General features: G+C 66.3%; 14 protein-coding genes. 10 read left to right on the plus strand and 4 right to left on the minus strand.

Going from position 1 to position 13976, the window contains the following annotated elements; genetic code table 11:
- Positions 1-203: 203 nt before the first annotated feature.
- Both DIE08_RS14690 and DIE08_RS14695 read left to right on the plus strand, forming a co-directional pair.
- Positions 204-638 (plus strand): NfeD family protein, encoded by a 435-nt coding sequence (locus DIE08_RS14690; RefSeq protein WP_124622465.1) that lies wholly within the window; start codon positions 204-206, stop codon positions 636-638.
- A gap of 33 nt (positions 639-671) precedes the next feature.
- Positions 672-1607: an SPFH domain-containing protein gene (locus DIE08_RS14695; protein WP_059679990.1), complete on the plus strand. Its 936-nt coding sequence runs from the start codon at positions 672-674 to the stop codon at positions 1605-1607.
- Positions 1608-1832: 225 nt separating this feature from the next.
- On the opposite strand, the gene smpB is transcribed toward DIE08_RS14695, so the two are convergent.
- Positions 1833-2279, minus strand: a complete 447-nt coding sequence (gene smpB / locus DIE08_RS14700) for an SsrA-binding protein SmpB (protein ID WP_059464267.1) — start codon at positions 2277-2279, stop codon at positions 1833-1835.
- Positions 2280-2376: 97 nt separating this feature from the next.
- Between smpB and DIE08_RS14710 the strand changes: the two genes are divergently transcribed.
- Both DIE08_RS14710 and DIE08_RS14715 read left to right on the plus strand, forming a co-directional pair.
- On the plus strand, positions 2377-2814 hold the full coding sequence (locus tag DIE08_RS14710; protein ID WP_124902312.1) for a type II toxin-antitoxin system RatA family toxin: 438 nt from the start codon (positions 2377-2379) through the stop codon (positions 2812-2814).
- A gap of 4 nt (positions 2815-2818) precedes the next feature.
- Positions 2819-3142, plus strand: coding sequence for an RnfH family protein (locus DIE08_RS14715; protein ID WP_059599937.1), 324 nt, complete (start codon positions 2819-2821; stop codon positions 3140-3142).
- Between the two features lie 64 nt (positions 3143-3206).
- Here DIE08_RS14715 and DIE08_RS14720 read toward each other — a convergent pair whose 3' ends face one another.
- The 3 genes from DIE08_RS14720 to DIE08_RS14730 form a co-directional block, all read right to left on the minus strand.
- Positions 3207-4190 carry a DMT family transporter gene (locus DIE08_RS14720; protein ID WP_124902313.1) on the minus strand — a complete coding sequence of 328 codons (984 nt, stop codon included), beginning with the start codon at positions 4188-4190 and terminating at the stop codon, positions 3207-3209.
- 181 nt (positions 4191-4371) lie between these two features.
- Positions 4372-5055, minus strand: coding sequence for a glutaminyl-peptide cyclotransferase (locus DIE08_RS14725; RefSeq protein ID WP_124902314.1), 684 nt, complete (start codon positions 5053-5055; stop codon positions 4372-4374).
- Positions 5056-5085: 30 nt separating this feature from the next.
- Entirely contained in the window at positions 5086-6306 is a 1221-nt protein-coding gene (locus DIE08_RS14730) for a helix-turn-helix domain-containing protein (RefSeq protein WP_124902315.1), read from the minus strand.
- A gap of 113 nt (positions 6307-6419) precedes the next feature.
- Here DIE08_RS14730 and DIE08_RS14735 point away from each other — a divergent pair, with 113 nt between their 5' ends.
- The 6 genes from DIE08_RS14735 to DIE08_RS14765 all read left to right on the plus strand — a co-directional run bounded on the left by DIE08_RS14735 (position 6420) and on the right by DIE08_RS14765 (position 13632).
- The gene (locus DIE08_RS14735) at positions 6420-7184 is read left to right on the plus strand and encodes a DUF899 domain-containing protein (RefSeq protein ID WP_124902316.1); all 765 of its coding nucleotides are present in this window, start codon (positions 6420-6422) and stop codon (positions 7182-7184) included.
- Between the two features lie 30 nt (positions 7185-7214).
- On the plus strand, positions 7215-8042 hold the full coding sequence (locus tag DIE08_RS14740) for a DUF2182 domain-containing protein (protein WP_124902317.1): 828 nt from the start codon (positions 7215-7217) through the stop codon (positions 8040-8042).
- A gap of 277 nt (positions 8043-8319) precedes the next feature.
- Positions 8320-9780 (plus strand): IMP dehydrogenase, encoded by a 1461-nt coding sequence (guaB, locus tag DIE08_RS14750; protein WP_011885118.1) that lies wholly within the window; start codon positions 8320-8322, stop codon positions 9778-9780.
- A gap of 6 nt (positions 9781-9786) precedes the next feature.
- Positions 9787-10386 (plus strand): hypothetical protein, encoded by a 600-nt coding sequence (locus DIE08_RS14755; protein ID WP_124902319.1) that lies wholly within the window; start codon positions 9787-9789, stop codon positions 10384-10386.
- Positions 10387-10493: 107 nt separating this feature from the next.
- Positions 10494-12113: a glutamine-hydrolyzing GMP synthase gene (guaA, locus tag DIE08_RS14760; RefSeq protein WP_124902320.1), complete on the plus strand. Its 1620-nt coding sequence runs from the start codon at positions 10494-10496 to the stop codon at positions 12111-12113.
- 307 nt (positions 12114-12420) lie between these two features.
- The gene (locus DIE08_RS14765; RefSeq protein WP_124902321.1) at positions 12421-13632 is read left to right on the plus strand and encodes a site-specific integrase; all 1212 of its coding nucleotides are present in this window, start codon (positions 12421-12423) and stop codon (positions 13630-13632) included.
- Positions 13633-13976: the final 344 nt, after the last annotated feature.

Raw genomic sequence — 13976 nt, forward strand, 5'->3', positions numbered from 1 at the left:
TCAATGCCAGTTCGGCGCAAGCGCGGTACCGCCGCGCTTGTGTTGAAGGCAAAATGCAAGGTTCGTGTTATAAACACCCCGGTAAGCACCGGGGTGTTTTTGTTTGTCGGTACGTAACGGGGCGACCTGGGCGTGTCGGTTGCGTCCGCTTGCCGCGGCGAAGAATATAGTGAACGTACGGGGCCGTTTTTCTGGAGACCACAATGATGTCGGGGCATCTGTTCTGGTGGGGCGCGGTGGGCGTGCTGGTCGTGGCCGAGTTGCTCACGGGCACGTTCTACCTGCTGATGATTGCGCTCGGCTTTCTCGCGGGCGGATTGCTGCAACTGGCCGGTTTCGCGCCGCACGTGCAGTTCGGCGTGGCCGGCGCGGTCGCGATCATCGCGATGATCGTGCTGCGCCGCTCGGGGCTCGGGCGCAAGCAGAAGCGCGACACGTCGACGAATCCCGACGTCAATCTCGATATCGGCTCGACCGTCACGGTCGACGCGTGGCATGACGGCCGCGCGCGCGTTCAATATCGCGGCGCCGACTGGGACGTCGAACTCGCGCACGGCGAGCGCGACGATGTGCACGTGTATCAGGTGCGCGCCGTGCGCGGCAACTGTCTCGTGGTCGTAGCGAAACCCGCGGGCTGATCGTCCGCTGATACAACAAGGAGGGAATATTTCATGGATTCGCTGATCATCTGGGTCGTCCTGCTCGTCATCGCCATCGTGATCGTGTCGAAGACGGTGAAGATCGTGCCGCAGCAGCATGCGTGGGTGCTCGAACGCTTCGGGCGCTATCACGCGACGCTGTCGCCCGGTCTCAATATCGTGCTGCCGTTTGTCGACCGGATCGCCTACCGGCACGTGCTGAAGGAGATTCCGCTCGACGTGCCGAGCCAGGTTTGCATCACGCGCGACAACACGCAACTGCAGGTCGACGGCGTGCTGTACTTCCAGGTGACCGATCCGATGAAGGCCTCTTACGGATCGAGCAACTTCGTGCTCGCGATCACGCAACTCGCGCAGACGACGCTACGGTCGGTGGTCGGCAAGCTCGAACTCGACAAGACCTTCGAGGAACGCGACTTCATCAACCACAACATCGTGTCGGCGCTCGATCAGGCTGCCGCGAACTGGGGCGTGAAAGTGCTGCGTTACGAGATCAAGGACCTGACGCCGCCGAAAGAGATCCTCCACGCGATGCAGGCGCAGATCACCGCCGAGCGGGAAAAGCGCGCGCTGATCGCCGCATCGGAAGGCCGCAAGCAGGAGCAGATCAACCTCGCGTCGGGCGCACGCGAGGCGGCGATCCAGAAGTCCGAAGGCGAGCGGCAGGCCGCGATCAACCAGGCGCAGGGCGAGGCGGCCGCAATTCTCGCGGTCGCCGAGGCGAACGCGCAGGCCATCCAGAAGATCGCGAACGCGATCCAGTCGCAGGGCGGGATGGACGCCGTGAACCTGAAGGTTGCCGAGCAGTACGTCGGCGCATTCTCGAACCTCGCGAAACAGGGCAACACGCTGATCGTGCCGGCGAACCTGTCGGATCTCGGCACCGCGATCGCGTCGGCGCTGACGATCGTCAAGAATGCGGCGCCGGCTGCGGGCGGAAGGGGCTGAGCGCAGGCGCGGCTCGGTGAGCCGTCCGGCGGCTGCGTGCGGCCGACGTGCGGCGAATCGTCGCGCTATGGAATCGCGATCCTGCTCGCATGACGATGGGCGGCGCAGGGTTTCATCGGTGACCGTAAGCGGCTGCTCGATCGGCGCACATACGCATCACGGCTCACAAAAGCACACGGCCCGCTTCGAGCGGGCCGTGTCGTTTGCGATGGGGGACGTCGCGCGTCAGGCACCGGCGCGCATGATGCGCGCCTTTTCGCGCTCCCAGTCGCGTTTCTTCTCGGTTTCGCGCTTGTCGTGCAGCTTCTTGCCTTTCGCTAGCGCGATGTCGCATTTCACGCGACCGCCCTTGTAGTGGAAGTTCAGCGGCACGAGCGTATAGCCGCGCTGCTCGACCTTGCCGATCAGTTTCTTGATTTCGTCACGGTGCAGCAGCAGCTTGCGCGTGCGGACCGGATCGGGCTTGATGTGCGTCGAGGCTTCGGGCAGCGGGCTGATGTGGGTGCCGATCAGGAAGATCTCGGCGTTCTTGACCACGACGTAGCCTTCCTTGATCTGGCCGCGCCCGGCGCGCAGCGCCTTGACTTCCCAGCCCTCAAGCACGAGCCCCGCCTCGTAGCGTTCCTCGATGTGATAATCGAAGTGCGCTTTCCTGTTGTCGATGATGCTCATGAAAGGATCGGGCCAACTCGTTTAAAATCACGATTTTAGCAAAGCGGGGCGGTAATCGCCCGGCTTGCGTTCTTACTTGAGCGATGCCGCGCGATTTATGGCAGATGTCCAGAAAACCGTATTGATCCGTCACTCGGCGGAACAGATGTTCGACCTCGTCACCGACGTGGCCGATTACCCCAATTTCCTGCCCTGGTGCGGCGGCGTCGAGATTCGCCGTCAGGACGACAGCGGGATGGAAGCGCGCATCGACATCAACTTCAAGGGCATCAGGCAGCATTTCGCGACGCGCAACACGCAGCAGCGCCCGACACGCATCGACATGGAGTTCGCGGACGGCCCGTTCCGGAAGTTCACGGGTTCGTGGCGCTTCATCCCGCTGCGCTCCGACGCATGCAAGATCGAATTTGCGCTGCACTACGAGTTCTCGAGCATCCTGCTCGAGAAGATCATCGGGCCGGTGTTCAGCCATATCGCGAACACGTTCGTCGATTCGTTCGTCAAGCGCGCCGACCAGCGCTACGGGAAGGGGTGACGCGATGCTGTCGATCGAAGTCTGTTACGCGCTGCCGGATCGTCAGACGCTGATTGCGGTGTCGCTGCCCGAAGGCGCGACCGTGCGCGCGGCGATCGACGCGAGCGGCGTGCTCGCGCTGCACCCGGAAATCAACCTCGCGCAGGCAAAAACCGGCGTGTTCGGCAAACTCGCGCCGCTCGACGCGCCGCTCGCCGATCATGACCGTGTCGAGATCTACCGCCCGTTGATCGTCGATCCGAAGCTCGCGCGCCAGCGGCGCGTCGACAAGACCCGCCGCGAGGGCTCCATCGAGGGCCGCAAGTGGATGCACAAGGACGCGCGCTGACGCGTCGCGCCAGCATCGCCTCATCTCCCTCTGTCTCGATTCGTCAGACCAGGCCCGCACGCGCTCAGTGGGCCGTGATGTTCGCGTTCGCTGGCGCACGGCCGGGCGTGTCGCCGCTCGCGTGCGTGTCGCCGTGCCGGCGCACCGACCCGTAGACGCCCGCCAGCAGCAGCGCGAGCGCCGTGATCTCGAGCACGCGCGGCATCCGGTGGTCGTAGACGAATGCGTAGAGCATCGCGAATACGGTTTCGAACACGATCAGCTGGCCGGACAGCGTGAGCGGCAGCCGCTTCGATGCCGCATTCCACAATCCATTGCCGAGCCACGACGCGCCGATCGCGAGCACGAGGTTCAGCAGCCAGAACAGTTGCCAGCGCGATGCCGGGACTGCCGCCTGGACCGTGCCGGCCGGCAGCGCGAGGATCGCGAGCCAGCAGAGGCCGCCGATCAGGCCCGTCACGACACCCCACAGCACCGACCACTCGTTGCCGCCGAAATGATGGTGGCGCTGCAGGTAGCGCGTGTTCGCGACCGCGTACCAGGTCCAGCTCGCGAGCGCGCCGGTTGCGCATGCGATGCCGGCGAGCTTCTGGCCGAGCGTCGTCGCATGCGCGGCTTCCGATGTGAAGAGGTCGACGTTGATGCAGACGATGCCGGCGATCACCAGCGCGAGCGGGGCGACGAGGCGCCGCAGCGGCATTGCGCCGTGGTCGCCGAGGCCGGCGAGCGTGACGGTCACGGGCAGCACGCCGACGATCAGCGAGCTGGGCGCGATGCCGATCAGGTGCACGGCGCCGGACAGCAGCATGTAGTACGCGACGTTGCCGATGAGCGCGAGCTTCGCGAGCGCGACGAGATCCTCGCGGGTCAGCCGCACGAGCAGCGAACGGGCGGCTGGGAGTGCCGCCGCCAGCGACACGAGGCCGTACATCGCGTAGCGGCCCGCGCTGAGCAGCAGCGGCGAGAAGTCGGTCATCAGCCGCGGTACGAGAAAGACCATCCCCCACAACGCGCCCGCGAGGACGCCATACACCACACCGCGCTGCATCGACTGCTCCCACCGAATGACTGACGAGCGAGCATCTTAATGACGGCGGCGCGACAGCGTCTTGTTCATTCCTGCACTCGGGAGCGGGCGCGGTTCAGGATCGGCTCGGAGAACCATCGCGATCCGTTCCGGTGCTGACCGGGGATCGCGGCGGGCCGGGTGGCCCGTCGATGATCGGCGATCAGCGCTCGACCGGCTCGGATGCCGCCGCACTGTCGCCCTCTGCGCGTGCCCGCGCAGGGCGGCGCACGGCGCGCAGCTTGCCGCTGTTGCCGCCGCCGCAGTAGAAGAGGTCGCGGCCGTCGGATTCCAGCCCGGACACGCCGACACCGGGCGGCATGTCGACCTGTTCGAGCACCTGCCCGGTGCGCGGGTCGATCCGCCGCAGAGCGCTCTCGTCCGCTTCCCAGGTGCCGTGCCACAGTTCGCCGTCGACCCACGTCACGCCGGTGACGAAGCGGTTCGATTCGATCGTGCGCAGCACGGCGCCGGATTGCGGATCCACCTGATGAATCTTGCGTTCGCGATACTGGCCGACCCACAGCGTGCCTTCGGCCCACGCGAGCCCCGAATCCGCGCCGCCGCCGGGCGCCGGGATCGTCGCGAGCACGCGGCCCGAATCGGGATCGATCTTCTCGATGCGGTCCTCGACGATCTGGAACAGATAACGCCCGTCGAACGCGGTGCCTGCGTGCGCGGCGACGGCGAGTGCGCGCACGGTCGTGCCGCGTTCCGGGTCGAGCGCGTTCAGCTTGTCGCCGGACGCGAACCACACGCGCTGGCCGTCGAACGTGACGCCGTGCACGCCGTCGACGCCGGGAAACGGGCCGTATTCGCGGAAGATGTCTGCGGTGGAGCGTTTCATGTCTGTCACCTCGTCGTTGGTGTGCCCATCCTAGTCGCCCGGCAGCGGTGCGGGGAGTAACAAGGTCGTCGCGAATCCGGGCAGCGGCGGCGTCATCCAGCGGCGCGCGCGACCGCGGCCGAGCGCCTGTACCTTGTCCGCTTCGGCGAGCGCGTCGAGCGCGCGCTGCACGGTGCGCTGGCTCGTGCCGAGCGCGAGCGCCAGCGCGGAGCTCGACCACGCCTCGCCGTCCGCGAGCAGCGCGAGCACGGCCGCGTGGTGATCGTCGACCGGACGCGCGAGCACGACGGTCTCGCGTGGGCCGATCGGCTCGAGCGCGAAGCCGCGTGGCGTCGCGGTGACGTTCGCGAGCGGGCGCAGCATCGCGCGCAAGCGGCCGATCTCGACGCGCAGGCGTGCGCGATGCGATTCGTCCGCGTGTCTCGCGCGAAACGCCGCGGCCACGAGCGCGTTTCTCGACACGTCGCCGGGCCACGCTTCACCCAGCGCGCGGGCGAGCACGAACAGCACCGGGCGGCGCGCGAGCGACACGGTCGTGCGTGCGTCGCGTACCGCGTGGCGGCATGCATCGACGACCAGCGCGTTCGATTCCAGCAGCGCCTCGACCTCGTCGAGCAGCACGAGCCGCGACGCGCCGCGCGCAATGAGTCGCGCGGCCGGTGTATCGAGCATGCGTGCGGCCGTCTCGACTTCGGCCGTCAGCGCGGCGATGCCGGCGTCCCGTGCGGCCGCTCGGGCACGGGCTAGCGCCGTGCGCGCGAAGTGCGGGCGGATGCGGCGCATCGCGATGCCGGCCGCGATCAGTTCGTGGGCTGCGCGCGATGCGGCCGGCAGTGGCGCGGGATCCAGGTTCGCGAGCTGCCGTTCGGCATCGTCGACGTGCCCGATCAGCAGCAGCCGGCGCACGCCGAGATAGCGCGCATGCGCGGCGTTCGCGCGGTCGCCGTGTGCGTCGAGCGTTGCGCAGGCGGCTTCGAGGGCGCGCGACGGCCAGCCGAGGTCGCGAGACGCCAGCGCGATTTCGGCTTCAGCGACGACGCAGCGCGCCCGAGCGACGGCTTCCTTCGCGCCGAATGCGCGCGCCGCGCCGCGCACGAGCGCGCGCGCACGCTCGAAATCGCCGAGCTGCGCCATCGCGATTCCGCGCAACGCGAGCGCCGGTGCGTCGTCGCGCAGTGCGACGCGGTTCAGCGCGCCGAGCGGGTCGCCCGCCGCGAGCGCCCGCGCTGCGGCCGTGATCAGCGAATCCATTCGAATCCCGACACAGTTGTCACTCCCTCCGGTCCGATGCCCGGCCCTAATCTAGCACCACGCACACGGCAGATGCGCCGTGCCCGGATATCCATCGAAAGGAGGAACCCGCAATGACCAACCATCTCACTGGAACGCGCGCCGAATGGCTGACTGCGCGCCGCGCGCTGCTCGATGCGGAAAAGGCGTTGACGCGGCAGGGCGACGAACTCGCGCAGCGGCGCCAGGCACTGCCGTGGGTGCGCGTCGACAGGGCCTACCGGTTCGACACCGAGGACGGCCCGGCGACGCTCGACGACCTGTTCGGCGGCCGTTCGCAACTGCTCGTCTATCACTTCATGTTCGGCCCCGACTATAAGGCCGGCTGCCCGTCGTGCTCGGCGCTCGCCGATGGTTTCGATGGTTTTGCGGTCCACCTCGCGAACCACGACGTGACGCTCGCGGCGGTGTCGCGCGCGCCGCTCGCGAAGCTGCTCGCGTATCGGCAGCGGATGGGCTGGCACTTTCCGTGGGCGTCATCGGACGGCGGCGAGTTCAATTTCGACTTCAACGTGTCGTTTACCGAAACGCAGCAACGTACCGGCGACGTCGAATACAACTATGTGCGGGCCGGTCACGCGATGGACATGGACCCGCCGCCGGCGGCCGTCGCCCAGTTCGCGGCGACCTGCGGCACCGACGTCGCCACGTACACACTCGACCGGCCGGGGATGAGCGCGTTCGTACGCGAGGATGGCGTCGTCTATCACACGTATTCGACATACGCACGTGGACTCGACGGACTGTGGGGGATGTACCAGTGGCTCGACCGTGCGCCGCTCGGGCGCAACGAGACGGGCGTGTGGTGGCGCCGCCATGACGAGTACGCGCGCGGTTGAGTGCGGGCCGGCGAGCGGCGGGAGCGGGCGATGAGCGACGCGACGAAACCGGCTGCGACCGGCGCTGCGGGCGGCGGCTGGCGGCCATTCGGCGCCGCGTTCGTCGTGGTATTTGGCGCCGCGATCTGGGCGACGCTCGCGCAGCACGCATCGATGGACGCGATGGGCGGCATGCCGATGGCGGGCGGCTGGACGCTGTCGGCCGCATGGCTCAGGCCGTGCGGATGGCAGGCAGGGCGCGCGTTCGCTGCGTTCGCAGGCATGTGGGGCGCGATGACGACGACGATGATGCTGCCGGTACTGGCGCCGGTGCTCTGGCGATACCGGCAGAGCCTCGGCCCGTTGGGCGAGGCGCGCGCGGCATGGTTGGTCGTGGTCGCGGGCGCCGGGTATTTCTCCGTGTGGATGGCGCTCGGCGCGATGGTGTTTCCTGGCGGCACCGCATTGGCGGCGGTCGCCGCGCGGCTGCCCGCGCTCGCCGCCGCGATGCCGTTCGCGGTCGGCGCGGTCGTGCTCGGCGCGGGCGTGCTGCAGTTCTCCGGCTGGAAGGCGCGCCGGCTCGCTTGTTGCCGGCGTGCACCGGACGACGCATGTGCGCGGCGGGCGGGAGCCGCGGCCGCGGTTGCCTGGTGGTACGGCGTGCGAACCGCGCTACGGTGCGGCGCCTGTTGCGGGAACCTGATGGCCGTTGCACTGGCAGCCGGCATGATGGATCTGCGCGTGATGGCCATCGTGACCGTGGTGATCGGCGCCGAGCGGCTGGCGCCGGACGGCGAACGCGTCGCGCGGATCGTTGGCGGCGTCGCGATCGGCGCTGGTGCGGCGATGATTGCGTGCGCCGCGGCCGGGCTGGTCTAGTGGCGCTCATGGCCGCCTGGATGTGCCGAGCGGGGGCTGGCCGAGGCCCCGGCGGCAGGCTCGGCATCGTGTTGCCACGACGTGCGATCGGCCCGATTCCGGCCGGCTGCGCGAATGGGGCGATGCGGGGGTGAAACGAAAGGCGATCGAAAACGAACCGAACGGCGATCCGAACGATTCGGCCCCCGAACGCTTGAAAACGCCTAACCCGTTGTTCGTGTTGTGAAAATTCGCAGCGCTTCGCGTATAATTCGCTTTTGCGCCCATAGGATTTGCCATGCGTCTGATCCAAAAAGCACTCACTTTCGATGATGTGCTCCTCGTTCCCGCCTTCTCCGACGTTCTCCCGCGCGACACCAGCCTGAAGACCAAGCTGACCCGCAACATCTCCCTGAACATGCCGCTCGTGTCCGCCGCGATGGACACGGTCACCGAAGGTCGCCTCGCGATCGCGATGGCGCAGCAGGGTGGTGTGGGTATCGTCCACAAGAACCTGACGCCGGCCGAGCAGGCTCGCGAGGTCGCGAAGGTCAAGCGTTTCGAATCGGGCGTCGTGCGCGACCCGATCACGGTCCCGCCGCAGATGAAGGTGCGCGACGTGATCGCGCTGTCGCGTCAGCATGGCATCTCGGGCTTCCCGGTCGTGGAAGGCCCGCAGCTCGTCGGCATCGTCACGAACCGCGACCTGCGTTTCGAATCGCGCCTCGACGAACCGGTCAAGTCGATCATGACGCCGCGCGAGCGTCTCGTCACGGTCAAGGAAGGCACGCCGCTCGCCGAAGCGAAGGCGCTGATGCACAGCCACCGCCTCGAGCGCGTGCTGGTCGTCAACGACGCGTTCGAACTGCGCGGTCTGATGACCGTCAAGGACATCACGAAGCAGACCGAACACCCGGATGCGTGCAAGGACGAACACGGCAAGCTGCGCGCAGGCGCGGCGGTCGGCGTCGGCCCGGACAACGAAGAGCGCGTCGAGCTGCTGGTGCAGGCCGGCGTCGACGTGATCGTCGTCGATACCGCGCATGGCCACAGCAAGGGCGTGCTCGAGCGCGTGCGCTGGGTCAAGCAGAACTTCCCGCACGTCGAGGTGATCGGCGGCAACATCGCGACGGCCGCCGCCGCGAAGGCGCTCGTCGAATACGGCGCGGACGCGGTCAAGGTCGGCATCGGCCCGGGCTCGATCTGCACGACGCGGATCGTCGCGGGCGTCGGCGTGCCGCAGATCAGCGCGATCGCGAACGTCGCGGAAGCGCTGAAGGGCACCGGCGTGCCGTGCATCGCCGACGGCGGCGTGCGCTTCTCGGGCGACGTGTCGAAGGCCCTCGCGGCCGGCGCGAACGCGGTGATGATGGGCAGCATGTTCGCGGGCACCGAAGAGTCGCCGGGCGACGTGTTCCTGTACCAGGGCCGCCAGTACAAGTCGTACCGCGGCATGGGTTCGGTCGGCGCGATGAAGGACGGCGCGGCAGACCGCTACTTCCAGGACAACTCGGCGAACATCGACAAGCTCGTGCCGGAAGGCATCGAAGGCCGCGTCGCGTACAAGGGTTCGGTCAACGCGATCCTGTTCCAGCTGGTCGGTGGCGTGCGCGCGAGCATGGGCTACTGCGGCTGCCGCACGATCGACGAGCTGCACGAGAAGGCCGAATTCGTCCAGATCACCGCGGCGGGCATGCGCGAGTCGCACGTGCACGACGTGCAGATCACGAAGGAAGCGCCGAACTACCACGTGGACTGATCGCCGATGAAACCGCTGCTGCGAGCCGTGCTGATCGTCGATGCCGTGCTGCTGCTGGCGTTCGGCGTGCTGTTCGTGCTGACGCCCTGGCAGGCGCTGTTCAACGCGCTGCAGCTGGCGAACATCCAGCCGGCGATGCTCGGCCAGGCGTTCGGCATCGCGCTGCTCGGCCTCGCGTGGCTCGCGTTTCATGCGGCGGTCAACGGCGATCTCACGGCGCCCGTCGCACGAGCGGTCGGCCACGTGAACTGGCTGATCGGCGTGCTGGCGGTGGTGTGGTCGTTCGGCACCGGCAACGGTCCTGCGCTCGCGGCCGCCGGCCGCGTGCTGTCGGCGATGGCCGGTGTCGCGCTGATCGTGCTCGGCGTCGGCGGCGTACGCCTCGCCTCGGCCGTGCGGCGGCGCGAGAAGGCGCAGGCGCTCGAGGCCCGGGACGTGAAGCGTCCGGTCGAACCGGCACCGGTCTCCACACCGCAGCCGCGGGTCGAGCCGGTCGTCAGCCGTCCGGTGGCGCCTTCGGCACCGGCTGCGGCTACTTCATCGGCCGCATCCGACCGCGCGTCAGGCAGCGTCGCATTCGACGCGCGTCCGCCGTCGCAGGACTGACCGGCGATGCGTCGCGCGTGCTGCCTGCCGCCCGACGCCGCTGTCCATGCATTTGACGCAGCGCTTCATGCGCTGCTTTTCTTATTCTCTTCATCCTGTCCGCAGCCATGCACGACAAAATTCTGATTCTCGACTTCGGTTCGCAAGTCACCCAACTGATCGCGCGCCGCGTGCGCGAAGCGCACGTCTACTGCGAAATCCACCCGAACGACGTGTCCGACGACTTCGTCCGCGAGTTCGCGCCGAAGGCGGTGATCCTGTCGGGCAGCCACGCCAGCACGTACGAAGATCACCAGCTGCGCGCGCCGCAGGCCGTGTGGGATCTCGGTGTGCCGGTGCTCGGCATCTGCTACGGCATGCAGACGATGGCCGTGCAGCTCGGCGGCAAGGTCGAGTGGAGCGACCATCGCGAATTCGGCTACGCGGAAATGCGTGCGCACGGCCATACGCGCCTGCTCGACGGCATCGAGGATTTCACGACGGCCGAAGGCCACGGAATGCTGAAGGTCTGGATGAGCCACGGCGACAAGGTGGCCGAATTGCCGCCGGGCTTCGCGCTGATGGCGTCGACGCCGAGCTGCCCGATCGCCGGCATGGCCGACGAGGCGCGCGGCTACTACGCGGTGCAGTTCCACCCGGAAGTCACGCATACGGTGAAGGGCCGCCAGATCATCGAACGCTTCGTGCTGCAGATCGCCGGCGCGAAGCCCGACTGGATCATGAAGAACCACATCGAGGAAGCCGTCGCGAAGATTCGCGAGCAGGTCGGTGACGAGGAAGTGATTCTCGGCCTGTCGGGCGGGGTGGATTCGAGCGTCGCGGCCGCGCTGATCCATCGCGCGATCGGCGATCAGCTCACCTGTGTGTTCGTCGACCACGGCCTGCTGCGCCTGAATGAAGGCAAGATGGTGCTCGACATGTTCGAGGGCCGCCTGCATGCGAAGGTCGTGCACGTCGACGCGTCCGAGCAGTTCCTCGGCCATCTGGCCGGCGTGACCGATCCGGAAGCGAAGCGCAAGATCATCGGCCGCGAGTTCGTCGAAGTGTTCCAGGCGGAAGCGAAGAAGCTGTCGAAGGCGAAGTGGCTCGCACAGGGCACGATCTATCCGGACGTGGTCGAGTCGGGCGGCACGAAGACGAAGAAGGCGACGACGATCAAGAGCCACCACAACGTCGGCGGCCTGCCGGAAACGCTTGGCCTGAAGCTGCTCGAGCCGCTGCGCGACCTGTTCAAGGACGAAGTGCGCGAACTGGGCGTCGCGCTCGGCCTGCCGCCGGAGATGGTGTACCGCCATCCGTTCCCGGGCCCGGGCCTCGGCGTGCGGATTCTCGGCGAAGTGAAGCGCGAATACGCGGACTTGCTGCGTCGCGCGGATGCGATCTTCATCGAGGAACTGCGCGGCACGACCGCCACCACGCAGGATGCGGCGGCGGGCCTGTGCGGCGAGGCCGACGTCGGCAAGACCTGGTACGACCTGACGAGCCAGGCGTTCGCGGTGTTCCTGCCGGTGAAGTCGGTCGGCGTGATGGGCGACGGTCGCACGTACGATTACGTGACGTCGCTGCGCGCGGTGCAGACCACCGACTTCATGACCGCGCACTGGGCACACCTGCCGTACGCGCTGCTCGGCCGCGCGTCGAACCGGATCATCAACGAGGTGCGCGGGATCAACCGCGTGGTGTACGACATCTCGGGCAAGCCGCCGGCGACGATCGAGTGGGAATGATTCGGCGTCCGGCACCGGCCGGCATCCGTTGGCAGTAAAACACACCTAAGCCCGCGATTTTGCGGGCTTTTTTGCATTCCTATCTGGTAATGGCTGGTATCTTCCGGCACCCTCAAGCACGTTTTCCTTATGGTATGAACGATGGTATCTTTTCTGCGTGATGCCATGACGTGCTGCTGATACCATGCGCCTGCCTTGCGGCGCATCATGGTATTGGTTCTGGATAACACATTGATTTTTCGTGTTTTTCATCCGGAATTGGACGGTCCTCAGATCATGGTATTTGAACCGAATCTGAACTCCGATCATGCTGACCGATACCAAGCTGCGCAACCTCAAACCGAAGGACAAGCTGTACAAGGTGAACGACCGCGATGGCCTCTATGTTGCCGTCACGGCTGCCGGGGCTATCTCGTTTCGTTATAACTACTCGATCCACGGCCGGCAGGAGACCATCACGTTTGGCCGGTACGGAGTCGGGGGCATTACCCTTTCGGAGGCGCGCGAGCGTCTTGGTGAGGCCAAGAAGATGATTGCGGCCGGAAAGTCGCCGGCCAAGGAGAAGGCGCGGGACAAGGCCCGCATCAAGGATGCGGAGACTTTCGACGCCTGGGCGGAAAAATGGCTGCGTGGGTACCAGATGGCTGACTCCACGCGGGACATGCGGCGTTCAGTCTACGAGCGCGAGCTGAAGCCCAAATTTGGTAGCCAGAAGTTGGCGGAGATTACGCATGAAGACCTGCGGATGTTAACCGACGCCATCGTGGAGCGCGGTGCTCCGGCAACCGCAGTGCATGCTCGCGAGGTGGTATTGCAGGTCTTTCGCTGGGCCGTCGAGCGCGGGCAGAAGGTCGAGAACCCGGCAGAACTGGTGCGCCCAACATCCATCGCCAAGTTTGAGCCGCGCGATCGTGCGCTGACACCCGAAGAAATCGGATTGATGTACCAGTACATGGAGCGCATCGGCACGACACCATCCATCCGGGCCGCCGCCAAGTTGCTGCTGCTGACGATGGTGCGCAAGAGCGAGCTGACCAACGCGACCTGGAGCGAGATCAGTTTCAGTGACGCGCTTTGGACGATTCCGAAGGAGCGAATGAAGCGACGCAATCCGCATCTGGTGTTCCTGTCCCGGCAGGCGCTGGATATCTTCATTGCCCTCAAAACCTTTGCTGGCGGATCGGACTACGTGCTGCCGTCGCGCTATGACTCGGACTTGCCCATGAGCAGCGCCACGCTCAACCAGGTGCTGACGCTGACATACCGGCTGGCGCAGAAGGAGGGGAAGTCGCTCGCCAAGTTCGGGCCACATGACTTGCGGCGAACGGCCAGCACGCTGCTGCATGAGGCCGGCTACAACACGGACTGGATTGAAAAGTGCTTGGCACACGAGCAGAGGGGAGTCAGGGCCGTCTACAACAAGGCTGAGTATCGAGAGCAGCGCACGGAGATGTTGCAGGATTGGGCGGACATGATCGACGAATGGACGCTAAAGCAGCCAAAGGAGCTAGCCAGTTGAAATCTGAGGTTAGATGTATAGGCCGAGACCTGACCAGTCAGTCAACGTCAGATTAGGTCTCGGACAATACGACCGCTCGTCGCCAATGGCGGTGATCGAGCCGAAGCGGCCGATCACGAATTGACGTGAATCACGACCGGTTATGTTTGGAAGCCGGACACTCGCACTCTTCCGTACGAGCGCCATCGCCCCCAGGAATCGTTTTGTATGCCGTCACGGACGCGAACTGCACCGCTTCGACGCAATGTTCAGCAAGATCCAGCGCTATTGACACGCTCACCTCTTCCTCTATGAATACCGCTGGCGGAAGCCACATCGCCTCTGTTTTCCTGCCACGAAATGGA

It is taken from the genome of Burkholderia sp. Bp9004 (assembly GCF_003858025.1).
GTDB classification, from domain to species: domain Bacteria; phylum Pseudomonadota; class Gammaproteobacteria; order Burkholderiales; family Burkholderiaceae; genus Burkholderia; species Burkholderia diffusa.